Source organism: Caballeronia eucalypticola, assembly GCF_047608185.1.
Taxonomy (GTDB): Bacteria; Pseudomonadota; Gammaproteobacteria; order Burkholderiales; family Burkholderiaceae; genus Caballeronia.
Genome location: NZ_JBLKRU010000062.1, coordinates 12,506 through 38,232 on the forward strand (window position 1 = coordinate 12,506; position 25,727 = coordinate 38,232).

12 protein-coding genes and 1 pseudogene are annotated in these 25,727 nt (G+C 60.5%); 4 read left to right on the top strand and 9 right to left on the bottom strand.

The annotated features are described in order from the left end of the window. Position 1: 1 nt before the first annotated feature. The 8 genes from malQ to ACMX25_RS36840 all read right to left on the bottom strand — a co-directional run bounded on the left by malQ (position 2) and on the right by ACMX25_RS36840 (position 19,873). The gene (gene malQ, locus ACMX25_RS36805; RefSeq protein WP_414954795.1) at positions 2–2,227 is read right to left on the bottom strand and encodes a 4-alpha-glucanotransferase; all 2,226 of its coding nucleotides are present in this window, start codon (positions 2,225–2,227) and stop codon (positions 2–4) included. Next, positions 2,224–4,101 carry a malto-oligosyltrehalose trehalohydrolase gene (gene treZ, locus ACMX25_RS36810; protein ID WP_414954796.1) on the bottom strand — a complete coding sequence of 626 codons (1,878 nt, stop codon included), beginning with the start codon at positions 4,099–4,101 and terminating at the stop codon, positions 2,224–2,226. The genes malQ and treZ overlap by 4 nt, the downstream gene beginning before the upstream one ends. 117 nt (positions 4,102–4,218) lie before the next feature. Continuing rightward, complete coding sequence (gene glgX / locus ACMX25_RS36815) at positions 4,219–6,480, bottom strand: glycogen debranching protein GlgX (protein WP_414954797.1); 2,262 nt, start codon at positions 6,478–6,480, stop codon at positions 4,219–4,221. A gap of 1,155 nt (positions 6,481–7,635) precedes the next feature. Continuing rightward, positions 7,636–9,852 carry a 1,4-alpha-glucan branching protein GlgB gene (gene glgB, locus ACMX25_RS36820; RefSeq protein WP_414954798.1) on the bottom strand — a complete coding sequence of 739 codons (2,217 nt, stop codon included), beginning with the start codon at positions 9,850–9,852 and terminating at the stop codon, positions 7,636–7,638. Next, positions 9,845–13,234, bottom strand: coding sequence for a maltose alpha-D-glucosyltransferase (treS, locus tag ACMX25_RS36825; protein WP_414954799.1), 3,390 nt, complete (start codon positions 13,232–13,234; stop codon positions 9,845–9,847). Before treS ends, glgB begins: the two co-directional genes overlap by 8 nt. Before the next feature lie 112 nt (positions 13,235–13,346). Beyond that, on the bottom strand, positions 13,347–16,727 hold the full coding sequence (locus ACMX25_RS36830) for a maltotransferase domain-containing protein (RefSeq protein ID WP_414954800.1): 3,381 nt from the start codon (positions 16,725–16,727) through the stop codon (positions 13,347–13,349). 418 nt (positions 16,728–17,145) lie between these two features. Further along, entirely contained in the window at positions 17,146–18,792 is a 1,647-nt protein-coding gene (gene glgA, locus ACMX25_RS36835) for a glycogen synthase GlgA (RefSeq protein ID WP_414954801.1), read from the bottom strand. A gap of 430 nt (positions 18,793–19,222) precedes the next feature. After that, positions 19,223–19,873, bottom strand: a complete 651-nt coding sequence (locus tag ACMX25_RS36840) for a DUF1345 domain-containing protein (RefSeq protein ID WP_414954802.1) — start codon at positions 19,871–19,873, stop codon at positions 19,223–19,225. Positions 19,874–20,179: 306 nt separating this feature from the next. On the opposite strand from ACMX25_RS36840, the gene ACMX25_RS36845 reads away from it, so the two are divergent. The 4 genes from ACMX25_RS36845 to ACMX25_RS36860 all read left to right on the top strand — a co-directional run bounded on the left by ACMX25_RS36845 (position 20,180) and on the right by ACMX25_RS36860 (position 24,759). Next, positions 20,180–20,734 (top strand): sugar dehydrogenase complex small subunit, encoded by a 555-nt coding sequence (locus ACMX25_RS36845; RefSeq protein ID WP_414954803.1) that lies wholly within the window; start codon positions 20,180–20,182, stop codon positions 20,732–20,734. A 141-nt stretch (positions 20,735–20,875) separates the two neighbouring features. Beyond that, positions 20,876–22,477 (top strand): GMC family oxidoreductase, encoded by a 1,602-nt coding sequence (locus tag ACMX25_RS36850; RefSeq protein ID WP_414954804.1) that lies wholly within the window; start codon positions 20,876–20,878, stop codon positions 22,475–22,477. 167 nt (positions 22,478–22,644) lie between these two features. Continuing rightward, positions 22,645–23,865, top strand: coding sequence for a c-type cytochrome (locus ACMX25_RS36855; protein ID WP_414954807.1), 1,221 nt, complete (start codon positions 22,645–22,647; stop codon positions 23,863–23,865). Between the two features lie 156 nt (positions 23,866–24,021). Beyond that, positions 24,022–24,759 (top strand): metallophosphoesterase, encoded by a 738-nt coding sequence (locus tag ACMX25_RS36860; protein WP_414954805.1) that lies wholly within the window; start codon positions 24,022–24,024, stop codon positions 24,757–24,759. A gap of 853 nt (positions 24,760–25,612) precedes the next feature. Here ACMX25_RS36860 and ACMX25_RS36865 read toward each other — a convergent pair. Beyond that, positions 25,613–25,727 (bottom strand): annotated as a pseudogene (locus ACMX25_RS36865) (IS5/IS1182 family transposase); the annotation flags it as partial.

Consider the following 25,727-nt stretch of genomic DNA (forward strand, 5'->3'; position numbering starts at 1 on the left):
GTCAGTCGGTGGGTGAAGCGTTATGCGTGGCCGCCTTCGTCTGGGCGGATTTTTTTCGGGCCTGATCGACAGCGAGCAGGCGGTCGACGAAGGAATCGTCGTCAAAGAGTTCGGATACGGGTACAGCCATCCGCCGGCGCCAGTTCGGATGCTCGTCGATGGAACCCGGCAGGTTCGGCATCTCGGCGAGCGCGAGCAAGTCTTCCAGCGGGTAGATCGCGAGCGGCGCGGGCGTGGACGCCACGAACGCGAGCGCTTCGTCTACGGGTGCCGTTTGCGGGGAGATATCGGCGGATACAGGGATATCGGGCGCGGCGACACCGGCTTCCTGAAAGGCAGACCACAGCAATTTACGATCCTCGCCACGTTCCGCCTGAGCCATTTCGACCGGATCCTGTCCGTCGGCACGCGCCGCGGTCTGGCCAATCTTCGAGCGCCACACAATGTCCTCGCCGATCCACCAGCCGGTCACCGTCGGCAGGTCATGCGTGGTGGTGGTCGCGGCCACGTCGTGGTCCCAGTCGGCCGGCGCCTTGAAACCCGGGCCCTTTTCAGCGCGTTCAAACCAGAGCACGCGGATGCCGAGCAGGCCGTGTTCATGCAGGCGTTCGCGGAAACCGGGCGGAACCGTGCCGAGATCCTCGCCGATCACGATGGCTTTATGCCGCCACGATTCGAGCGCGGTCAGGCGCAACAGGTCATCGAGCGGATACCGCAGGTACGCGCCGTTCTTTGCGCTTTCGCCGTCGGGCACGAGCCAAAGGCGCCGCAAGCCGAGAATGTGATCGATACGAATACCGCCCGCGAGCGTGAACGCGGCACGCAGCATATCGATAAACGCGGAGAAACCTTGTGTACGCATGGCACGCGGAGAGAACGTGGTGAGGCCCCACGATTGTCCCGCCTGGTTGAAGAGATCGGGCGGCGCGCCGACGGACACGCCTTGCAGCATTTCGTCGCGATACGACCACGCGTGGCTGCCCGCGCTGTCGCAGCCCACGGCCAGATCTGCGATCAGGCCGATCGCCATGCCCGAGTCGCGCGCGACGTGCTGCGCATGCGACAGGCCCTTGGCCGCGAGCCATTGTGCGAAGAGGAAAAAATCGACTTCGTCTTTGTTCGCGGCGGCGAATTCCGCGACGGCGTCGCTGCGCGGATCGCGCAGTTCACCGGCCCAGTTGCGCCAGTGGCCTTCGTTGGCCTCTTTCAATTGCGCGGCCTGGAGCGCTTCGAAGCGCGCGTGATCTTCCAGCGCGCGTCCGCCGCGTGTCACGAAGCGGGCGAATTCCTTGTGCAGCGTGTCGTTGGGTTGCGCGTTGAACTGCGCGAACAACGCGCGAAGCACGGCCAGTTTCGCCGTGACCACGCGCGGCCAGTCGATTAGCTGCAGTGCTTCGAGTTCGGCGAATTCATCGGCGACACCGGCTGTTTTTATCGCCGCTTGCGCTGCTTCCGCGCCGAGCACCGCTGCCGGGTCGATGTGCGCGATGTTCAGGAACAGTCGCGATGAAGGCGAGTACGGGCTGAATTTGTTCGGCTCTGCGCTGAACATGGCGTGCATCGGGCTGATAGCAATAGCGTGGCTGCCGCGCTGCGCGCTCTCCGACGCAAGCGTCGCGAGCGCGGAGTAGTCGCCGACACCACCGTCGCCTGCGCGCCGCAAACCGTACACCTGCGCGGCGACGCCCCACATCGGCGGCGTGGATTGCGGGGTGGCCTGTGAAGCGGGTTGGAGCGTGTGCCACGCGTCGTTGACGGTGTAGCAGCGCGCCGGCGCCACCGCGAGCGTCGTACGCTGCTCGTTGATCACGAGCGTGTGGTAGCCCGGCTCGGAGATCGGCGAGAGCAACGCGGTGGCGCCTTTCGGCGATGTAAATCGCCCATCTATAACCGCGCCGCTTTCCAGTTCGATCCGATACCGCGCGCCGGATTTAACGGCCGCCGTTGGCAGCGAGATACCGCGATCAACCTCCGCGGTCATCAACGGCGGCAACTTGCGGCCGGACAATTCCGCATCGAGCGTCGCGGTGCTTTGCTTGAGTTGCGTGGCGTTGCCGCAAGGCAAGCCGAGGCGTTCAAGCAGCACTTTCAGTGTTTCTTCCGGCACGCGCTGGATCTGCTTGTGCGCGTCCTGCCACTCGACCTCGAAACCGGCCTTGGTGGCGAGCGCCTCGATAGCGCTCGGCGTTTTATCCGGCGTAGCCGGGGTGTTGATGGTCGTGCTCACGAGGTTTTCCCCGAAGCTTTGACGCGACGTGCGTCGTGATTAAACGCGGCATCGGCGAAATCGCCCGTCAGCCACGCGATAAATGTCTCTGCACCCAGTTCGCCGCGATCTGCCGCGTCGCGCGCCCGAGCCGGTGTTTCGAAGACGACTTTGCCCGGCGGATGGCCGGTGAGTGAAACAGCTTCCTTGCCCAGGTTCAGCGCGATGGAATAGGTGCTGCCATCGCCGAGCCGCCAGTTCGCGAGCACCGCTTTCTCTCCGATCACCTTGGCGCCCAGCGCCTTCGCATTCTTCAGGTGCGGCATCAGCAGCTTCGTGCGCACGGCCAGCGCCGAGCGATAGAAATGCAGCCAGTCGTTGCGATCGGCGGGCTGCTTGCTTTCATCGGGCGAGGACATCGTGAACGTCTCGACAGCGTTCGGATCCGGAATCTGCGCGCGGCGCTTTTCGTCGGTGAAAGCGGAGAACTTCGCAAATTCCCGGCGACGTCCTTCGCGCACGGCATCGGCGAGTTCGTCGTGGTAGTCCGTGAAGAACAGGAATGGCTGCGTTGAACCGTACTGCTCTTCCATGAACAGCATCGGGATTTGCGGCGAGAGCAGCATCAGCCCGGTGGCCGCGTAGAGCGCGTCTTCGCTGCACAACGAGCGCAAGCGGTCGCCCATTGCACGGTTGCCGACCTGATCGTGGTTTTGCAGAAACATCACGAAAGCCGTGGGCGGCAAGTGAGCGCTCGGTTCGCCGCGCGCCTTGCCGTCATGGATCGGCGAGGGCTCGCCCTGATACACAAAACCCTCGCCCAGCACGCGCGCAAGCTTCTGGATCGGCTCGTCGCTGTACGCGCCGTAATAGCTCTCGTCCTCGCCGGTCAGCAGGACATGCAGCGTGTTGTGCGAGTCGTCGCTCCATTGCGCGTTGAAATGCGATTCGAGCAGGTTCGATGTGTTGTGCTCGTTCTCCAGCACCAGATGCACATGCCGCTGGGATTCCACCGACGAGCGCACGCGGTCCGACAATTCGCGCAACCACTCGTCGTCGTTGATGGCGTGGACGGCGTCGAGGCGCAGGCCATCGAAGCGATATTCCTTCAGCCAGTACAACGCGTTATCGAAGAAAAAATCGCGCACTTGCGGACGTTCGAAATCGATCGCCGGACCCCACGGCGTATTCACGCCTTCGCGAAAGAACGATTTGGCGTAGGCGCTCAGATAATTGCCGTCCGGGCCGAAGTGGTTGTAGACCACGTCGAGGAAGACCATCAGGCCGAGACCATGCGCGGTGTCGATGAGTGTCTTCAGTTCGTCAGTCGTGCCGTAGGCCGAATCGGGCGCGTAGGGCAGCACGCCGTCGTAGCCCCAGTTGCGGCTGCCGCTGAAGTCGTTCAGCGGCATCAGTTCGATGGCCGTTACGCCGAGGTGCGCGAATTCCTTCAGGCGGCGCGTCACGCCGGTATAACCGCCCATGGCGCCCACGTGCACTTCGTAGAGCACGGTTTCTTCCCACGGCCGGCCATGCCAGTTCGTGTTTTCCCATCGATACGCACGCGGGTCGATCACTTCGCTCGGACCATGGACGTCGTCCGGCTGGAAGCGCGAGACCGGATCGGGTACCGCCAGATCCGCATTGATCCGATACCGATACCGCGTGCCCGCGCCGCCTTCAGCGAGCGCTTCGAACCAGCCGTTGCCGGTGGCGGTCATGTCGGTGAGCGTGGCAGCCGCATCGTCGCCGTTGGGGTAGAGCTCCAGTTGCACAGCTTTCAGCGACGGCGCCCAGAAGCGATACCGCGTGTGGCCGGCATCGGTGAGATGCGCGCCGAAGGGCAGGCAATAGGCATGGTGACGCTTGTGCGGATCGATTGGGGTTTCGGACATGATGTGAGTGCCTTCAGTGCGCTTGGTCAGTTACTTGGCTTGGATGCCTGCCCGGCGTTTCGCGCCTGACGTCTTGGTGGCGCTTCAGGGCGTCTGCTTCAGGGCGTCTGGAGCCGTTCAATTTTCCTCCTTTGCGGGCGGTGCGTGCCCGGGCACGGGCGCCTTCCAGGGGTCCGCCGTCCGTCGCGGTCCGATTGTGCCCGGGTCCGGCGGCAACGCTGTCAAGAGTCGTGGCCCTTCGTGAGCGCCGGCCATCCAGACAGCTTGCCAGTCGGCGTCTCCGGTCGGCTGCGCGAGCAGTACGGCCACGCTGTGCGCCTGCACCTCCAGATCGCCGCCGATCAGCGGATATTGCAGTGCATCGGGCGCAGCGCTATCCATGAGCACGTTCCATTCCAAGTGCGGTGCGGGCGCGGCGAAGTTCAGCGTTTGCGACGATCCGTTCATCATGATCAGGATCACATCGATTTCCCCGTTCAGACCGGGCCCCGCGCGACGCAGCGTCAGCGCACGGCCTTCAGGATCCTGCCACGCGTCGATACTCAGCGCTGTGCCGCTTTCGTCAAACCAGCCGACGTCGTATAGACCCGGCAGCACCTCGCGATCGCCTTGGAGAAAGCGCATTTCCCGCAGCAGCGGGTAGTTTTTGCGCAGCGCGATCACGCGGGCGACGAAGTCCGTCATCGTGCGTCCGTCGGGCGATTCTGCTTGTGCCCAGTCGATCCATGAAATCTCATTGTCCTGGCAATACGCGTTGTTGTTGCCGTGTTGCGTGCGGCCGAATTCGTCGCCGCCGAGCAGCATGGGCGTGCCGAGCGAGAGCAGGTTCGTTGCGATCAGCGCACGTGCCACGCGGCCTCGGGTTTCGAGGATCTCGGGGTCATCGGTCGGGCCTTCCACGCCCCAGTTGGAACTGCAGTTTTCGTTGTGGCCGTCGTTGTTGCCTTCCTTGTTGGCTTCGTTGTGTTTCTGCTCGTAGGAGGTCACGTCGCGGATCGTGAAGCCGTCGTGCGAAGAGACAAAATTCACCGATGCCCAGGGCTTGCGCATGCGCCGGTTAAACAACTCGGCGGAGCCGGTGAGGCGCGCGGCGAGATCCGGTCTCACGCCCGCGTCGCCGCGCCAGAAACGGCGGATGCCGTCGCGGAATTTATCGTTCCATTCGGCGAATCCTGGTGGATGGTTGCCGACCTGATAACCGTCGGGGCCGATATCCCAGGGCTCGGAAATCATCTTGCGCGTGTTGAGGATCGGGTCTTGGCGGATGGCGTCGAAGAAACCGGAGCCGGGATCGAAGCCGTGGCCTTCGCGGCCTAGCGTCACGCCGAGATCGAAGCGGAAGCCATCGATGTTGAACGCCGTGGCCCAGTAGCGCAGCGAGTCCATGACCATTTGCAGGACGCGCGGGTGCGACAGGTTCACCGTATTGCCGCAGCCTGTTTCGTTGATATAACGGCGTTCATCGCCGGGGATCAGGCGGTAGTAGCTGGCGTTGTCGAGGCCGCGCCATGAGACGGTTGGGCCGAGCTCGTTGCCTTCACAGGTGTGGTTGTAGACCACGTCGAGAATCACTTCGATACCTGCTGCGTGGAGCCGGCGTACGGCGATGCGCATTTCGTTCAGGCGGTTGGTCGAGAGGTACGTTGGTTCGGGTGCGAAGAACGCGGCGGTGTTATAGCCCCAGTAATTCTTGAGACCGCGTTCGACGAGGAAGCGGTCGTTGAGGAATGCGTGGACGGGCAGGAATTCGACGGCGGTGATGCCGAGCTTTTGCAAGTGTTCGATGAACCACGGCGATGACAGCGCTGCGAACGATCCGCGTTCGTGCTGGCGGATGTCGTTGCGGAGCATGGATGTGCCGCGCACGTGTGTTTCGTAGATGACGGTTTCGCCCCAGGGCACGTTCGGGCGTGCGTCGCGGGACCAGTCGAAGGCATCGTCGGTCACGACGCACTTTGGGGTGGCGGGGGCTGAATCGCGCCGGTCCATTGAGAGGTCGAGGCGGTTTGAATGTACGCGGTATCCGAACAGGGCGTCGGACCAGCGCCATTGGCCGACGAGTTTTTTCGCGTAGGGGTCGAGGAGCAGTTTGTGCGGGTTGAATCGATGACCGTGTTGCGGCTGGTACGGGCCGTGCGCGCGGAAGCCGTAGACCGTGCCGGGGTGTGCGCCGGGGAGGTAGCCGTGCCAGATTTCATCGGTGCATTCGGGTAGCTCGAAGCGGGCTAGCTCTTTGCGGCCGGTGGTATCGAAGAGGCAGACTTCGATCTTGTGTGCGTTCGCTGAGAAAACTGCAAAGTTGACGCCTAAACCGTCCCAGTTCGCTCCGAGCGGATATGCCGCGCCCGGGAGTAACTTGTCGGGAAATGAATTAGCCATAGGGTTCCGTTCGCACTCGGGTTTTGGGTTTGGGTTTTGGGTTGGTGCTTAGTCTGAGTCGCGAGGTTCTTGCGTTAGCGTTCTGGGTCTATGCCGGGTTGCTGCTTTTTAAGGTCTTCGCGGGTTTTACGTTAGCTGTTTTCTTTATCACTATTAGCCACTGCGCGTGGCGGCGCGTCATTTCTTTGTCCAAAGCGACAAAGAAACGAAGCAAAGAAAACGCTTTCACCGCTCTACCCTAAGTGTCCACAGCGTGCAGTTCCATTTCATGGGTGCCCCAAAAGCACGGTGCTCGCCAGAGCTTAGGATGTGTGAAACCCTCTTTCTCCGAACACGGATACCCCACGCTTCGCCACCAGTGACTGAAGCTGCCCGAAGAGCACCCCGCGCTATCCGCCTAGAACCAACCACCAAGATCTGTACGCATGACGAACCACGTCGCCAATCCACCAAAAAATATAGCGTCAAAATGCCTCTGCCCGCACCCAATCAAACAAGCGCACAGGCCAGCAAACACACTACAAAAATCAACCTGAAGTAAGCGTTCGTCCACGAAGAAAGGTCGGCAGACCGTCCGCGCAAACCGTTCAACGCAAACCATTCAACACAATTCAGCAAACGCAATTCATCCGACGCAATTCATCCGACGCATGCCGCCTGACGAGCTCCAGCACACGCAAACTGCTGGCCAACTTGCTAAGAAATGAGGTCTTGAATACGCGTGAGGCTGTGCGGATTTTTTGGCAATGGTGCTTGCCCGAGAGCGTACGGGGCGAAGCGTTTTACTGTCAGGATTCGCGAGAAGGAGGGTTTCAAACATCCTAAGCTCTTGCGAGCACCGTGCTTTTGGGGCACCTATGAAATGGAACTGCACGCTGTGGACACTTAGGGTAGAGCGGTGAAAGCGTTTTCTTTGCTTCGTTTCTTTGTCGCTTTGGACAAAGAAATGACGTGCCGCCACGCACAGTGGCTAACAGTGATGAAGAAAACAGCCAACATCTAACTCGCGAAGACTTGGAGAGCAGCAACCCGGCATAGACGCAGAACCGCTAACTTCGGAACCTAGCAACCCGGCAAAGAACCCGACGCGCTGCCGCAAGACCCGCACCCCAAGCACCACCCATCCAACCAGTGCGAACGAAAGACCCCCTCCTACTACTCAGCCCTAAGCACAATCGTCGCCAACGGCGGTAAGGTCAACGCCGCTGACCACTCCCGCCCATGACTCGAAACATTCTCGGCGTGAATCACGCCCCCATTCCCCATATTCGAACCGCCATACACCGACGCATCCGAATTCACGATCTCACTCCACTTCCCGCCCTTCGGCAATCCCACCCGATACCCCTGCCGCGGCACCGGCGTCATATTCGATATCACCACGCACTCACGACCTTCACCATCGGTACGACGAAACGCAAAAACACTATTCGCCGCGTCATCGCCGATCAGCCAGTCAAACCCATGTGGATCGCTATCAAGCTTGTACAACGCGGGCTCCTCTCCATACACCCGGTTCAAATCGCGAACCAGCTTCTGCAAGCCGCCATGGAACGGATCATCAAGCAAATGCCAATGCGGCGACGTATCGTGATTGAACTCGCCAAACTGCCCAAACTCTCCACCCATGAACAACAGCTTCTTGCCCGGATGCGTCCACATGAAGCCCAGATACGCCCGCAGATTCGCAAACTTCTGCCAATGATCCCCCGGCATCTTCCCAATTAACGATCCCTTCCCATGAACCACCTCGTCATGTGACAGCGGCAACAAGAATCGCTCGGAATACGCATACACCATCCCGAACGTAAACATGTTGTGGTGATACTGCCGGTACACAGGATCCTCTTCCATGTAATGCAAGGTGTCATGCATCCAGCCCATGTTCCACTTGAAATCGAAACCCAGCCCGCCATCCTCAAGCGATGCCGTCACGCCCGGCCACGCAGTCGATTCCTCAGCAATCGTAATCGCCCCAGGAATCTGACGCACCTCGTGATTGAGACGCTTGAGGAATGCTATCGATTCCAGATTCTCGCGCCCGCCATACATGTTCGGCACCCACTCGCCCGCCTTGCGCGAATAGTCCCGATACAACATGGAAGCCACCGCGTCCACTCGCAATCCATCGACGTGATAACGCTTCAACCAGGCCAATCCCGACGCCACGAGAAACGCACTAACCTCGTTGCGGCCGAGGTTATAGATCATCGTATTCCAGTCCTGGTGATACCCCTCGCGCGGGTCCGCATGCTCGTAAAGCGGCGTGCCGTCGAACTCGATCAAACCATGGGCATCGTTGGGAAAATGCGCCGGCACCCAGTCGAGAATGATCCCCAGCTCCGCTTCATGCGCGCGGTTCACGAACTCGGCGAATTGCTCAGGCGTTCCGAATCTCGCCGATGGCGCAAATTGCCCCAACGGCTGATAACCCCACGAACCGCCAAACGGATGCTCCGCAATCGGCATGAACTCGAGGTGCGTGAACCCCATGCTCTTTGCATACGGAATCAGGCGCTCGGCAAGCTCGTGCCAGTTCATGCCGCGGTTGCCTTCCTCAGGCACGCGCAGCCACGATTCCGCATGGACTTCGTACACGGAAATCGGCGCATTCACGGTTTGCCTCGGGCCACGTGAGTTCATCCACTCACTGTCGGTCCAGGCGTATCCATCGATAGCGTCAGCATCGGCGACCACAGAAGCCGTCGCGGGTGGACGCTCGCTTTGCATCGCGCATGGATCGGCTTTCAGCGGCAGCGCGTGCCCCTCGCGCGAGATGATCTCGTACTTGTAGCGCGTGCCCGCACCAAGTCCCGGCACGAACAGTTCCCAGACGCCGGCGTTATGGCGCAGGCGCATGGGATGCCTGCGGCCGTCCCACGAGTTGAAGTCGCCCACCACCGACACGCGTCGTGCATTCGGCGCCCATACGGCAAAACGCACACCCGCCACTCCGCCATGAACGATCGGCCGCGAGCCGAGGCATTCCATCACCGCATACGGATCGCCCCAGGAAATGCGGTTCAACGGGTCTTCTTCTAAAACGGGGCCGAACGAATAGGTATCGGCGACTTCTTGTGGCGTGCCGTGCCAATCGATATTGAGCTTGTACGCCTGCATCTCATCGATAAACCCGATGAACAACCCCGCCGGATGAACCTGCGTGAGCGTGCCAAGCGGCTTGCCGCTGTCGCGCTCCAGCACTTGCACGCCGGTTGCGCCAGGCAGCAGCACGCGCACGACGGGGCCGGCATCGGTCTGATGAAGCCCGAGCTTCGAAAACGGATCGGGATGGCGAGCTTCGACGAGCGCGTCGATATCGAGCGGATGCAGACCTTCGGTCAACACCCTGTCGTCTGTGCGCTTATTCATTTTCGTTTCCATCTGATGTGTCCTTGAATGCGTCGGCGGGTCGCGAACCGGGAGCGGGCGGGGCGCCCGTATCACCCAGCAAGCGGCTCGCAAGCGACGCGAGGCCACGTAACGGCAAGCCGATCCAGGTCGGACGGTTCGCCGCTTCATAGCGGATTTCGTAGGCGGCCTTCTCGATCAGGAACAGATCGAGCAGGGCAGCGAAGGTGGTTTCGTCGCCGGCAACGGGTTGCGGTGAAGCGGCCACCGCCGCTTGATATTCGAGCAGGAACGCTTCCTCGCCATGACCGCGCAGGCGCTCGAACAACGCGCGCTTGCGATCGGCGGTGGCCTGCGGCGCGTTTCCGGTTGTCGTCGGCTGAGCAGCCGCGCTCGCATACGACAGGGAACGCAATAAGCCGGCCACATCGCGCAACGGACTCGATTTCTGGCGGCGTTCATCAAGCGGCCGCGCCGGTTCACCCTCGAAATCGATCAGGAACGCGTCGCCCTGCGCCATCAGCACCTGCCCAAGGTGGAAGTCACCGTGGATCCGGATGCGCAACGCATCGGCGCTTTCCGGCACGAGCTTTTGCACGGCGGCAAGCAGCAGGTCGCGACGATCGAGCAGGCTCTGCGCCATCGCACGGTCGTGCTCGTTCATCTCCAGGAGCTTGGCGGCGAGGATATCGAGCGCCGTCACGAGCAGCGTGTGCGTGCCGTCGTTCCAGGTACGAACATCCTTCTTCGATGCCTTTTCGGGCGTGAACGCGGAGTCGTCGGAGGGCTGAGCGAGCGCCACGTGCAGTTCGCCCAAACGTCGCCCGATGATTCCTATGACCGTCCGATAACCTTCGATGCCTTGCAGCTCCTTCTCGCGGTCCATCGAGTGGTCGTCGGTATCCACCGCCAGCGCAAGTTCATCGACGGTGCGGCGCAGGTAATCGAGCGCGTAGTTCCACGCATCGCCCTGGTTGTCGATAAAGCCTTGCAAGATGCACAGCGTATGCGGCACGCCTTCCGGATCGACACGCACCACTTCGCCGAACAGCGGTCCCGTATTCTGGTAACCGAGCTTCGTCAGGTGCCGGCTCATTTCGGCTTCCGGATGAATCCCGCCAACCAGGCGACGCACGAGTTTCAGCACGATCTGGTCGCCGATCACGAGCGAGCTGTTGCTCTGCTCTGCTGCCAGCCAGCGAATTTCCGGCGGTGGTTCGCCCGGCCTGAAATTGGCGGCGAGCGCGTCGAGCCGTTCGGTCGGAATAAAGCGAATCTCGCTCTTCTGCACCGTCGGAATGACCGCCCGCTGCAAGAGTTTCTTCAACACGCCGTAGGTGAAGTTCGGGACGGCGAAGGCGTCGGTGATATGACCGATATTACGAACCTGGCGAACACGCGCGAGGGCGAGCTGCATGTAAAGCGGCGAGGTCGTTTCCGTGCCCCATGCAATCGTGAGCGGCAGCACGTAGCGTTCGGTGTGATCGCCGAGGTCGGCTTCGATTTCGGTGAACGCAAAACCGGCTTCCGGAATGGTCGTCAACGCGGCGAGACGCACGCCAAGCAGCTTCTTGTCCTTCGATGCAAACCAGCGGCGCTTGCTCAAGTAGGACGGCAGCACTTCCGATTCAAGCAGGCGCACGTTTTCCGGCGTCGGTCCGGTCTGGCCGGCGCGGATCACCATGGTCACGAATTCAGGCAATTGCTCGGACGGCGCCTGGCTCCACGCCGGCCGCTGATTGCCCGGGCACAACTGGAACCACAGGAAACCGTACGGCGGGAAAGTCAGTAAATAGGTGAGCTGGCCGATGGGCGGGAACGGGGAATCCGCCGTCATTTCCAGCGGCACCGAACCGGCGTACTCGGACAGATCGAGTTCGACCGCCTGCGGAGCGCGTGACAAATTCGCGACGCACAAGATGGGCGGTTCGCCTTCGACCTCACGCAAATACGCGAGGATCTTGCGGTTGTTCGGGCGCAGGAAACGGATCGTGCCGCGGCCGAACGCCTGCTTCCCACGACGCACCGTCAGCATCTTGCGGGTCCAGTTAAGCAGTGAGTGTGGATCGCGGCTCTGCGATTCCACGTTCACCGCGTCATACCCGTAGAGCGAACCCATCACCGGCGGCAACACGAGTTGCTCCGGATCGGCGCGCGAGAATCCGCCGTTTCTATCCGATGACCACTGCATCGGCGTACGCACGCCATCGCGATCGCCCAAGTGGATGTTGTCGCCCATGCCGAGTTCGTCGCCGTAATAGATCACGGGCGTACCGGGCATGGACAGCAGCAGCGAATTGATCAGTTCAATCCGCCGGCGATCGCGTTCCATCAGCGGCGCGAGACGTCGGCGAATGCCGAGATTCAGACGCGCGCGGCGATCGCTGGCGTATGTGTTCCACAAATAGTCGCGCTCGGAATCCGTGACCATTTCCAGCGTGAGTTCATCGTGATTACGCAGGAAAATGGCCCACTGGTTAGTCGGCGCGAGATCCGGCGTTTGCCGCATGATGTCCGTGATCGGAAAGCGGTCCTCGCTCGCAATCGACATATAAATGCGCGGCATCAGCGGGAAGTGGAAAGCCATGTGGCATTCGTCTTCCTCGCCGAAATATTCCTTCACGTCTTCAGGCCATTGGTTTGCTTCGGCCAGCAACATGCGGTTCGGATATTCCGCATCAATCGTCGCGCGGATCTTCTTCAGGATCGCGTGCGTTTCCGGCAGGTTCTCGTTGTTCGTGCCTTCGCGTTCAACCAGGTACGGCACGGCGTCCAGCCGCAACCCGTCGATCCCCATGTCGAGCCAGAACCGCATCACTTGCAGCACTTCCTTCAGCACGGCGGGGTTATCGAAGTTCAGGTCGGGCTGGTGGTTAAAGAACCGGTGCCAGTAATACTGCCCCGCGACCGGATCATGCGTCCAGTTGGACGGCTCCGAATCGATAAAAATAATCCGCGTGTCTTCGTACTTCTTGTCGGTATCGGACCAGACGTAGTAGTTGCGATGATTCGAACCGGGCTTGGCCAGACGCGCGCGCTGAAACCACGGGTGTTGATCGGACGTGTGGTTGATGACGAGTTCGGTGATCACGCGAATGCCGCGCGCGTGCGCTTCCTGAATGAAGCGCTTCACGTCGGCGAGCGTGCCGTAGTCGGGATGCACGTTGCGGTAATCGGCGATGTCGTACCCATCGTCACGTCGTGGCGATGGGTAGAACGGCAGCAGCCAGATCGTATCCACGCCGAGTTCGGAGATGTAATCGAGCTTCGCGAGCAGGCCGGGGAAGTCGCCGATGCCGTCGTTGTTTGCATCGAAGAAAGACTTGATGTGGATCTGATAAATGATCGCGTCTTTGTACCAGAGCGGATCGTTGCTGAGAGTCGAGTTCTTGTTACGCTTCACGTGTCGCTCCTTGAGCCGCGACGAGTCTTTCGTCCCGGCTGTATGAGTTGTTCTGTGCCACGTCGGCGAGTGCCGTCGTGATGATGACTGTCAGGTGACGCTCGTGTGAGCGTCAGAGGGCCGTCGGCGCCCGCGGCAGACCCCACGTCGGCGCGATTCTCCAGATCGCGAACGGCCGCGTGTTCGGGTCAAGGCGAATATGCTGCCGTCTGCCACGCCATTCAAAACGTTCGCCCGTCATCTGGTCCTCCACGGCCAGCGCGTCCCATTCCTGCACGCCCCAATTATTCAGCGTCTGCCACGGCAACTCCACGTCCGCGCCTTGTTCGTTGAAGGGATCGAGATTGATCGCGACCAGCACGATGTTGTCGCGTGCCGCGTTCGCCTTCTCGAAGAACAGGATGTTGTCGTTGTGAGCGGGAAGGAAGTTGACGTCGAGATGCGAATGCAGCGCCGGATTCGCCTTCCTGATCCGGTTGAGCGCGGTAATTTCCCCAACGATATTCCCCGGCCGGTTCCAGTCCCAGGCGCGGATTTGGTACTTCTCCGAATCGAGATATTCCTCGCTGTTCGGCAGCGCGGCGGCTTCGCAAAGTTCGAATCCGCTATACACGCCCCACAGCCCTGACAACGTGGCGGCAAGCGCCGCGCGAATCACAAAGCCCGCGCGACCCGAACGCTGCAGGAAACGCGGGTTGATGTCAGGCGTGTTGACGAAGAAGTTCGGGCGGAAAAATTCCTTCGCGTCCGTCTGCGTCAGGTCATGCATGTAGTCCAGGAAATCCTGCTTCGACTCGCGCCACGTAAAGTACGTGTACGACTGCGAGAAACCCAGCTTGGCGAGACGGTTCATCACGCGTGGACGCGTGAACGCTTCAGCGAGGAACATGACATCGGGATGACGCGAGCGAACATCGCCAATCACCCATTCCCAGAAAGGCATGGGCTTCGTGTGCGGATTGTCGACGCGGAAAATCTTCACGCCGGCCGCGATCCAGAACAGGAATACATCGCGCAAGGCGAGCCACAATTCCGGCTTCGCATCTTGCGCGTAGAAGTCAGGATTAACGATGTCCTGATACTTCTTCGGCGGATTTTCCGCGTAACGCAGCGTGCCGTCCGGGCGCCACGCGAACCACGTGGGATGCTCTTTCAGCCAAGGATGATCCGGCGAACACTGCACGGCGAAATCAAGTGCGATCTCAAGACCATGCGCACGCGCCGCGTCCAGCATCTGCTTGAAGTCGTCGAGATTGCCGAGTTCAGGATGCAACGCGTCGTGGCCGCCTTCCTTGCCGCCGATGGCGTAAGGGCTGCCCACATCGCCGGGTTGAGCCGTGAGCGTGTTGTTCTTGCCCTTGCGGTTCGCGACGCCAATGGGGTTGATCGGCGGGAAATACAGCACGTCGAAACCCATCTCGCGAATGCGCGGCATCTTGCCGATTACATCGACGAACGTGCCGTGGCGATTTTCATCGTCGCTCATGGAGCGCGGGAAGATTTCGTACCAGCTTGCAAAGCGCGCGGCGGCGCGTTCTGCATCGATGCGATACGTCACCGGATCGCGTGACAGGAACGGCCGATGCCGCGCCGCCTCGATCGCCTGCGCCGTTTCCGGCGCGAGCGCCAGTGCGAGCCGCGTCTCGGCATCCGCTTTGGCGAACTGCTTGACGATCCCTTCGAGCGGTTCCGTTTGCGCGCCTTCCGTGGTCTTCACCTCGGCCAGGATCAGCGCGAACAAATGCCGTACTTCTTCCAGTTCCAGCTCAACCGTCTGCGCAGCCTTCAGCTTCTTCTGCATGTGATCGATCAGCGAAGCGAAATCGTCGCGCCACGCGATCACCGTAAATTCGTGACGGCCGACGCGATCGAGTGGAATGTGCGTGGTCCACAAGTCATTGCCGAGCGGCAGGACCGGGACCATGGGCGCTTCATGCCAGTCGGTTTCATCGGCGGCGCGCCATTGCACGGCTGCCGCGATCTTGTCGTGGCCTTCACCGAAAATGGCAGCCGTGATTTCCACCGCTTCGCCCACGATGCGCTTTGCCGGAAAGCGGCCATGATCGACCGATGGCGTCACGCTTTCGATCGCCACCCGCGGCGCCACCAACGCTTCGTTCACGGATTTCTTGTCGGCCGACTTGGCGCCGCGCTTGACCTGCGGTAGCGCGAGCAGGATGGGCGGCTCGGCCGCGCCGCGCAGCACACGCACTTCGCCAGGTTGCAACAAGAATGGCTCGAGCGGCAGCGGTGTTTCCGTCGTGTCTTCGTCGATCGGGCGGAACCGTGTGAAGTTGCCCGGTGCGCCGTCCAGCAGATGCCGGGTATCGACATAAACCGGCGTCGTGAGGTCAGGGTTCAGCACGATCAGCGCCGCCTCGGCCGCGATTCGCAGATCCGGGCTGCTGCCTCGCAGGATGGCCGCGTAAGGGGTGCCGGCGCCGGTCAGTGCGCGCAGCTCGCCGATGCTCGCCAGAGCCGCGGAGTTGCGTTGCAGCGCGTTGGCGTGGGCCACTTCCGCCGATACATTAAAGCGCGCGCCTTCCTTCGCGCGGCGGAATTCTTCCGCGCTGCCATGGTTGTACGTAAGCGGCTGCGTCACGCCGTATTCGAAGCCCATCGGGACGAGCAGGCCTGTGCCGATGCCCGCCGCCGTGTACAACGCGCGCCGATACGCGCGCTCGACCAGCGACGAGTCGCTGGTGTCGGGCAAGTCGTGTAGCAGGCGCGTGCCGTAGGGCTCTTCCGGAAACGCGATGGGCGGCGCAATACGGAATAGCGCGGCGTGTTCATCGAAGAGCCAGTTGCTCTGGAAATCCCACCATCGCGACGATGAAAACACCGAGTCGAAACCGGCATCGGCAAGACCTGCGAGATCGTGACGGCTGATGCCGACCGTCCACGCAAGCCACTTCGTTTGCGGATGACGTTCGCGAACGGCTGCACCGAGCCTGCGCCATACGTGCGCCGGAACCTTGTGCGGCGCCTCGAAACGAAAACCGCCAATGCCGGCATCGGCGAGCAGCATCAACTCGCGCGCCCACCATTCTGTCAGCGCCTGGGCCGCTTCGCCATCGCCGAAATTCGCATGCGCCGCGCTTTCTTCATGCGGCGCGTGGCGCGGGTCGAGCCGGGCTTCAGCCGCTTCGAACGGATGGAACCAGTGGCGGTTATCGCGGAACAGGCCGCCTTCGGCGCTGACCTGGTCGAGCGTGATATCCACCAGCAAGGTCAGGCCATGCTTGTTCGCCTGGTCTGCAAGCAGGCGCAAACCTTCGCTCGCAGGCGCGTCGGAGTCAAATACGGGGTGGAGTTTGTGATGATCCGACACGGCCTGTCGATGGCCGTTGCTGCCCGGCTGGAAGGGCGGGCCGATCAAGACGTGATCGAAGCCCAGCGCGGCGGCATGTTCGAATTGTGCGGACCAGTCAGGCAATGGTCCGACGAGAAGCGGGTCGATGAAATAAATTCTTGGCGCGTACGCTTGAAGCATGTGATGGTGTTCCATCGGTCGTCTTTTCCAGTTCGTCCTGCTATGGCGTGGATGCGGGAAAACGCGATCGCGCTCAACCAGGCAATAAACCAACCGCAAGAACGGCTACGGCAGACGAGCCTCAGACAGTCTTCAAAGCACCAATTCCGGGGTGACGAATGCGGTGCGTATCTTTACCGGGCGATACGCCGTTCGGTGCGGCGCCAGGGTCGCTTGAAGGACACAGCACGTAGCGTGCCGCGCCCTCGCGTTTCCTGGTGTATGTCGGAGCCTGAAGGTAGCCAATGATTCGCGCCCAGCATGCGGGTTCAGGTCAGACGACATTCGCCCTGGCGCGCACTGTAAATTGCAATGCAATCCAGTGCGCGCCAGGCGGCCAACCGTGTAACCGTACCATCGAAAAGGGTAGTGTGGAACGTCAGGCGCTGCGTGCGACGAGTTGCACCTGTTCCGCTTTGCGGCGATCTGCTTCGACCGTGGCCGGAACGGCCCGAACCTCGGCCGGTACGCGACGCGCGCGCAACGGTGCTTTGGCCGGACGTGCGTCGGTGAGACCCGCGTATAGCTGGACGTATTTCGCTACCGCCTGATCCCATCCGTAATCACGTGCCATCGCGTTGCGTTGAAGCGTGCGCCATTGTTGCGGACGCATGAAAGCGTCGATCGCGCGCGCGGTGGCGGCGATCAAGTCCTCAGCACCCTCGCCGTCGAAGAGGAATCCGGTCGCCGGGCGCGAGGACGTTGCGCCCTCGAAGCCGCTAAGGGGCGATGCCTGAAAGCCTGTTTGAAGTCCGACGGTGTCCGTTGCTTCCGCCGTATCCACGATCGTATCCGCCAGCCCGCCCACACGCGATGCCACCGGCAAGGTGCCGTATCGCATGGCGTAGATTTGCGTGAGGCCGCACGGCTCGAAGCGGCTGCCATGCAGCAGGATATCGGCGCCGGCATGCAGCATGTGCGCGCGGCGCTCGTCGTAACCTATATAGACGCCCACCCGATCCGGCCAGGTTTGCGCCAGCCGCTGGAACGCGGCTTCCAAATGGGCCTCGCCTTTGCCAAGCACCGCAATCTGCAAACGCGGATAGTGTTCCAGTAGTGCGGGAATCGCTTCCACGGCGACATCGGCCATTTTCTGCGATGTCATCCGGCTACCCAGCGCAATGACCGGCGCGAACGGGTCGACGGGAAGGCCGAACATTTGTTGGAGCTCGCGCTTGCAGGCGTGCTTGCCGCGCATATCGTCGAAACAATAATGACGGGCAATTTGCGGATCGGTCTTCGGATCCCAGGTATTCAAGTCGATCCCGTTGATGATCCCCGACAACTTGCCGGCGCAGCTTTGCAGCACGCCTTCCATCAGGTGGCCAAAGCGCGGCGTGAGGATTTCTCGCGCATACGTTTCGCTGACGGTAGCAACATGGTCGGCGTGCACAATGCCGGCTTTCATCAGACTCAATGCACCATAAAATTCGATGCTTTTCGGTTCGGTCAACGCGGGCACGAGCCACTTGGCGGACACGCCGAGTGTTGCACCAAGCGAGAGCGAATAGTTGCCCTGGAACGCCAGATTATGGATCGTGAAAACGCTTTTTGCGTGCACGCCCGCTTGCTTCATCAAGAGCGGCGTGAGGCCTGAATGCCAGTCATGCGCGTGCACGATGTCCGGCTTCTTGAAACCCCGAACGCCTTGAGCAATCTTCACCGCTGCGGCCGACAACGAGGCGAAACGAATCGCATTGTCTTCGTAGTCGCGTCCTTTCGCGTCCTGATAGAGGCCTTCGCGTGCGTACAAATGATCCATGCGCAGCAGGATCACGGGCACGCCGGTGTCCGGCATGCGGCCGCGATACAGCGCGCCATCTCCGCCGGGAAGCCCCGTCACTGAAGCAACCTTCTGCAATCCCTCGACCATCTGCAGCGCGTTCGGATAAGCCGGGAGCAGGATAGCGGCATCGACTCCGGCCTCTCGCAATGCAACGGCGTACGCGCTGACCATGTCACCCAATCCGCCGGTTTTGGCTAGCGGTACAGCCTCGGAAGCGACAAGCAAGACGTTCAAGGACAAGGTTGACTCCTGGCGTTTGATGGATGAAAAGCGATGGGATGCGCTCGGGCAGAAAATCTGCGGCGCATGCGTCCGGTGCTTTTATCGGAGGGGAGAGGGGAAGCCAGAGAGCTAGAGCAAGGCGTGTGCCATGTTTGCGGAAATCTGCCAAAACCGCGGGAAAGCGATAGGCACTGATTGGCGCTACGGCCGGCATTCAGCAGACTTAAGGAGCCGTGTAAAAAAGCACGCGTTGCAAGCGGCGTTTTTACACGGGTTGTTCGGGAATCGATATACGAAAGACGAGCGTGTCGGTGCGCTTACTCGCTTAGCGGGTCATCTGCCAGCGCAGCCGGGATTGTCAGCCATCCCAACTAATTATTCGTTACGGCAATTACGCCCGACTTTCATCAAGCATGACGGCAATATTTGCTTTATGACTTGGTCGCGGCTAAAGCAAACTCGCTGCCGTGTTGACGCATAGACCGATCACTGCGGCATTAAAGAAGAATGACAGGACGGATTGCGCGAGTGCCGCTCGTCGGACTTCATTGGAACAGAGCACGACATCTGAAGTCTGCGACGCCACCGCGATCGTGAATGAGAAATAGAGGAAGTCCCAATAGTCCGGCTTCAGTTGCGCATCGGGGAATCTGAGCGATGGCTCGTCGCCTGTCGACTGATAGTAATGGCGCGCGTAGTGAAGGGTGAAGATGGTTGGAATGAGGAACCATGCGCCCAGCATCGTGAAAGCGGTCAGCAGATAGTGGAGCAGTTGACCACGCACGCCGAGGTTCTTGGCTGCGGCCAGTTCAAACACAATCGCGATAAGACTCGCTATGGCAGCCAGGCTGATGATGAGCAATACCATGCCTGCGTTCTCGTCCTCGCGCGCGGCGAGCTTCTGCACTTTATCCTGACGTGCAAGCGCCATCTGAATCCATATAAGCGCGAGATACAGCCATACGGTACTGTCCCATCCAATGAGGCTGCGTACGATCAGTGGGAGGTCATGTGGAACCAAAAGCGCCACGATCACACCAATCACGAGTGCAATGACCGCGCGCGGACGATAGCGAACTACCTGGGGAACAAAATTCATTTTTTATAGCGGCCTGGTAATAACAGGTGACAGTGGTGGCAGTTTTTATAGCGCTAAGCTCGCGCGGGACCGTATGGTGCTATCCATCGGTGCTTCCTGTACTTCGACTACTTTAAGTGCCGCGATTATTGCCCGTGCAGCTTTCAATTACCAACGGCCCAAGGGCTGGTTATTAATCGGTTCATCGTGCATGCTTCGGCCGCCGCAAGGCGCGCCTCAAGAAACTATTCGGGGATATCGACAGGTGCGCCTGACACGTGCACTCGTTCATCGCCCCTCTGGACAACGCGGTTTGGACCTCATCACATGACACAACTCGACCACCCCATGGCGCGTGCACAGTCTGCCACTCGCAGGCGTTTTGTTCTTGGCGCGTGCGCGTCGGCAGTGGCGCTCGCGTTCACGTCCGCGGGTTTCGGTTTTCCCGCATTCTTCACTCAGGCTTTCGCCGATACCCCGCCTGCGGGTCTCGATGGTTTCCTGCTGCTTTCACGCAAACTGACTGGCCGCACGACCTTCGATCATGCGCTGGCGCAACGCGTGTATGACGCGCTGTCGAAGTCGGACAGCGAGTTCGTCGGCAACGTCAGCGCGTTGAATGTCTGGCTCGCGGCGCATGGCGGCGTGCCCTCGGATACGGTGACGCAGGCGCTCAAGTCGGATACGCCCAAGCTTGCCGGCACGGTCACCGCGATCATGCGGGCGTGGTATCTCGGTCTCGTCGGCGATGCGCCGCGCGTGAGCGTGGTCGCTTACGAACGCGCGCTGATGTTCGATCCCGTCAACGACGTGCTGACCATTCCGTCGTACTGCCGTGACGCGCCGTTCTACTGGACGCAGAAGCCTCCCGGCGCGGCTTGAAAGTACGCCTGGAGAAAGTCACGCATCAAGAAAAGCATCAAGCCGGCACGCTACCTGACAGTCAGGTGACAGCACGCATGTCAGCCTATTTGTCGGCGCGGCCGAAGCAAATAAAAACCACCCCTCACAGGACAAGAACAAATGGCAAATTCGAATTCGGCCGATGTCGTGGTCGTCGGATCAGGGGTTGCGGGTGGACTCGTCGCGCATCAGCTCGCGAGCGCGGGCGCCTCCGTGATTCTGCTCGAAGCCGGGCCGCGCATTCCGCGCTGGCAGATCGTCGAGAATTTCCGTAACTCACCGGCGAAGGCCGATTTCGCTACACCGTATCCGTCGACGCCTTACGCACCGCATCCCGAGTATTCGCCCGAGAACAACTACCTGATCCAGAAAGGCGAGTATCCATACGCGTCGCAATACTTGCGGCTCGTAGGCGGGACGACCTGGCACTGGGCTGCTGCTGCATGGCGCTTGCTGCCTGCCGATTTCAAGTTGAGGACGCTTTATGGCGTAGGTCGTGACTGGCCGATCCCGTATGAGACGCTTGAGCCTTGGTACTTCGCCGCCGAAGTGCAACTTGGCGTGTCCGGTCCGGGCAATAATGTTGATCTCGGCTCGCCGCGTTCCAAACCGTATCCCATGGACATGCTGCCGCTGTCCTACATGGATCAGCGTTTCGCCAATGTCCTCAACGCGCAGTCTTTTCACGTCGTGCCGGAACCGGTCGCGCGCAACAGCCGCCCCTACGATGCCCGCCCGACTTGCTGCGGCAATAACAACTGCATGCCGATCTGCCCGATCGCCGCCATGTACAACGGCATCACGCATGCGGAGAAAGCCGAACGTGCAGGCGCGAAGCTGATCGCGCAAGCAGTCGTCTACCAGATTGAAAGCGACGATAAAGGCCTGATCACCGCGGTCCATTACAAAGACCCGAACGGCAACAGCGCGCGTGTCACAGGGAAGCTCTTCGTGCTCGCAGCTAACGGTATTGAAACGCCGAAGCTGATGCTCCAGTCCGTGTCCGACAGATTCAAGAATGGCATTGGCAATAGTTCGGACCAGGTCGGGCGCAACCTGATGGATCACCCGGGAACCGGCGTGACCTTCCTCGCCAACGAGCCGGTGTGGCCGGGACGCGGGCCAATGGAAATGACCTCCGTGGTGAACTTCCGTGACGGTGCGTTCCGTTCGGAATACTCGGCGAAGAAGCTGCATTTATCGAATGGCGTGCCCACCATGTCGGTCACGGCGGACCTGATCGCAAAGGGCTTGACCGGGGCGGAACTGGATCGGCAGATCCGCGACCGCGCGGCGCGCACGATGAGCATCAACAGCTTCCACGAGCATCTGGCCGAGCCGCAGAACCGCGTGATTCCATCGTCGGATCACAAGGATTCGCTCGGCATCCCGCAACCCGAGATCTACTACTCGATCAACGATTACGTGAAGAAAAGCGCAGCCGACACGCGCACGCATTACGCGCGGATTGCGGAGTTGTTCGGCGGCACGGAGATCACCTTCGACGATAAATTCGCTCCGAACAATCACATCATGGGGACGACCATCATGGGCGCGGACCCGAAGGATTCCGTCGTCGATCCCGAGTGCCGCACGCATGACCACGCGAACCTTTTTGTGGCCGGCAGTGCGGTGATGCCGACGGCGGCATCGGTGAATTGCACGCTGACTTTGTCGGCGTTGTCGCTGCGTCTTGCCGACAAGCTGAAGAAAGAACTTTGATTGCGCGCCGACGGAGCCCCACGATGAAGAACCCCAAACCTCGCGACGCGAAAATCTTTAACAAGCGTTTGGGCGGCACGCTCGCTGCCCTTGCGCTCGCCATCATGGGCATGAGTTTTCACACGCTGATTCAATCGGCGCACGCGCAGACTGCCGCGCCCGAGCCCATGGTCGTGCAGCGCGACACGCTGGCCGGCGCGACGCTGATCAAGCGCGGTGAATACCTCGCGCGCGCGGGCGACTGCGTGGCGTGTCATACCGCTGACAAAGGCCGTCCATTTGCGGGCGGTTTGCCGATCAACACGCCGTTCGGGACCATCTATACGCCGAATATCACGAGCGATCCGGATACCGGCATTGGCCGCTGGAGCGACGCCGATTTCCTTCGTGCGATGCATGACGGGATCGGCAAGGGCGGTGAGCGCTTTTACCCGGCCTTCCCTTACGCCGAATACACGAAGGTCACCGACTCGGACGTCCTCGCGATCCGTGCCTATCTGAATACGCTGACGCCGATCCACTACACGCCGCCGCGCAATGAGCTGTCGTTTCCGTTCAACCAGCGCTGGCTGATGGTGTTCTGGAACATGTTCAACTTCAAGGAAGGCCGCTTCGTGCCGGACCCGCAGCAAAGTGCAGAATGGAACCGCGGCGCTTATCTGGTTGGCGGACTTGCGCATTGCGAGGAATGCCATACGCCTCGCAACGTGATGCAGGGTTTGAAAACGAGCGAGCGCTTCAGCGGCGCCGAACTATCCGGCTGGCACGCGTTCAACATCACGCCTGATAAGACAGCGGGCGTTGGCGGATGGACCGACGACGATCTGACGCAGTATCTCTCGACCGGCGTGGCACATGGCCGGGCGAACGCGGCGGGCGCGATGGCGGACGTCGTGCAGAACAGTACGCAGTACATGACGCCTGAGGACTTGCGCTCGATCGTGGTGTACCTGCGCTCGGTGCCGGCGAAAAGTGGCGGCGATATCCACCCGCGCAATTCCTTCGGCCAGCCGACCAACGCGGACGTCACCGCGATGCGCGGCACGACGATCAGCGGCGTGAACGGTGCGCAATTGTTTATCGCCAACTGTGCGACGTGTCATAGCTGGACCGGCGAGGGCAGGGGCGGCAACGCGCCGGGAGCGTACCCGTCGCTGATTCATAACAGCGTGGTGGGGGCGTCGGCCGCGAATAACCTGACGATGGTCATGCTGCACGGCGTGGACCGTCAGACAAAAGACGCATCCGCCTTTATGCCAGCGTTCGCCAATGAACTTAGCGATGAACAGATTGCAGCGATCAGCAATTACGTGACCAAGACATTTGGCAATCCGCAGTCGACGACATCCGCCGATCAGGTCGCCAAACTCCGTTCAACCCCGCAATAACTACGTTGACTTCTCGGCTTAGCGCGGCAATTATTGCTGCGCTAAGCCTGGCGTATTGCACATTGGTAGTGGTCGTTCCAGAATGTGGGTGTGTAATTTGTTGCAATGCGAGTTGGCGCGTATAACTGTGCGTTTTGTAAGATTAAGATTGTTGCCATGACTGCTTCTACTCATCCTGTCGTTTGCTGGCATCCGGCGAACAAAGTTGGCCGTGACCTTGTGGTTGGCGATTTGCACGGCTGCGTCGACGCGCTGCGTTATCTGCTTAGCGAGATTGCTTTCGATGGTTCGCGTGATCGCCTGTTTTCCGTGGGTGATCTGGTCGATCGCGGCAGCGATTCGCTGGCAGCAATCGACCTGCTCGATAAGCCCTGGTTCTACCCTGTACTTGGCAATCACGAAGATGCGTTGTGCGCGGTTGCTGCGGGCACAATGCCGCGCCACATGTGGTATTCGATTGGCGGCGCGTGGGCGGCGAATTTGTCCGATGAACAACTGGACGCAATTGCCGAGAAGTTGGCGAGTGTTCCGTTGGTACGAATTGTCGGCGATGGTCCGACGCGGTTCAACGTGCTGCACGCCGAGTTTTTTGGCAGCGATGCCGATCTGGAGGTCGCGTATTTCCCTGACGAGGTTCGCCAGCAGATGTTGTGGGGAAGGTCGCTTGCGCTGGGGACGGGGAAGGCTGCGTGGCAGCGGGGGTTATCGCCGACCTATTGCGGACACACGCCCATGAAGGCGATCAAGCGGATCGGGTCGCAGATTTTTATCGATACCGGGGCTTATTCCGACGATGGGCGGCTCACCATTGTTGAGGCGGGTACTGATCAGCGTTGGTCAGTCAAACAGGGTTGGGCGAGTGCGGAAGGGGCCAGGGAGTTGGCATTACCGTAGGGGTTTCGTTCGCACTTGGGGTTTGGTTGGTCGGGGGCGGTCTTGGGGTTGTGCTAGGTTCCGGCGTTAGCAGGTCGGGGTCAATGCCGGGTTGCTGCTTTCCAGGCCTTCGCGCGTTTAGTGTTAGCTGTTTTCTTTATCACTATTAGCCACTGCGCGTGGCAGCGCGTCATTTCTTTGTCCAAAGCGACAAAGAAACGAAGCAAAGAAAACGCTTTCACCGCTCTACCCTATGTGTCCACAGCGTGCAGTTCCATTTCATGGGTGCCCCAAAAGCACGGTGCTCGCAAGAGCGAAGGATGTGTGAACCCCTCTTTCTCCGAACACGGATACCCCACGCTGCGCCACCAGTGATTGAACCTGCCCAAGGGACACCCCGCGCTATCCGCGTGAACCATCCACCAAATTAGTACGCATGACGAATCACACCGCCAACCCACCAAGAAACCATGCCGCTAAATCCGTGAGGCCGTAGCCAACGAAAATAACGTGCAGGCTAAGCAGGCGCCTACGAACAAGTGACGCAATCAATCTGCTTGCGGCCTCAACTTAGTCCACGAAAGTTGCAGTCAGACCAGGTAGCCGACCTACTGGAACTCGGGAGCAGGCTGTTTCCACGAACATGGCGGCGCAAACCGGGCGGCTAACCCGCGAACAACGGTAGCGGTAGATACGCGTGAGGCCGCGCGGGTCCGTGGAACACGGGTGCTTGCCCGAGAGCGTACGGGGCGAAGCGTTTTACTGTCAGGATTCGCGAGAAGGAGGGTTTCACACATTCTAAGCTCTTGCGAGCACCGTGCTTTTGGGGCACCTATGAAATGGAACTGCACGCTGTGGACACTTAGAGGGCAGTTCAAAAAGGCTGCTCAGTTCGGCTGAAGATGTTCCAGCAGACGAGTGAGCAGGCTAGTTTGAGGAATGCTTCGTGAATGTCAGATCGGCGCTCGAAGCGAATGCGAAGACGCCGG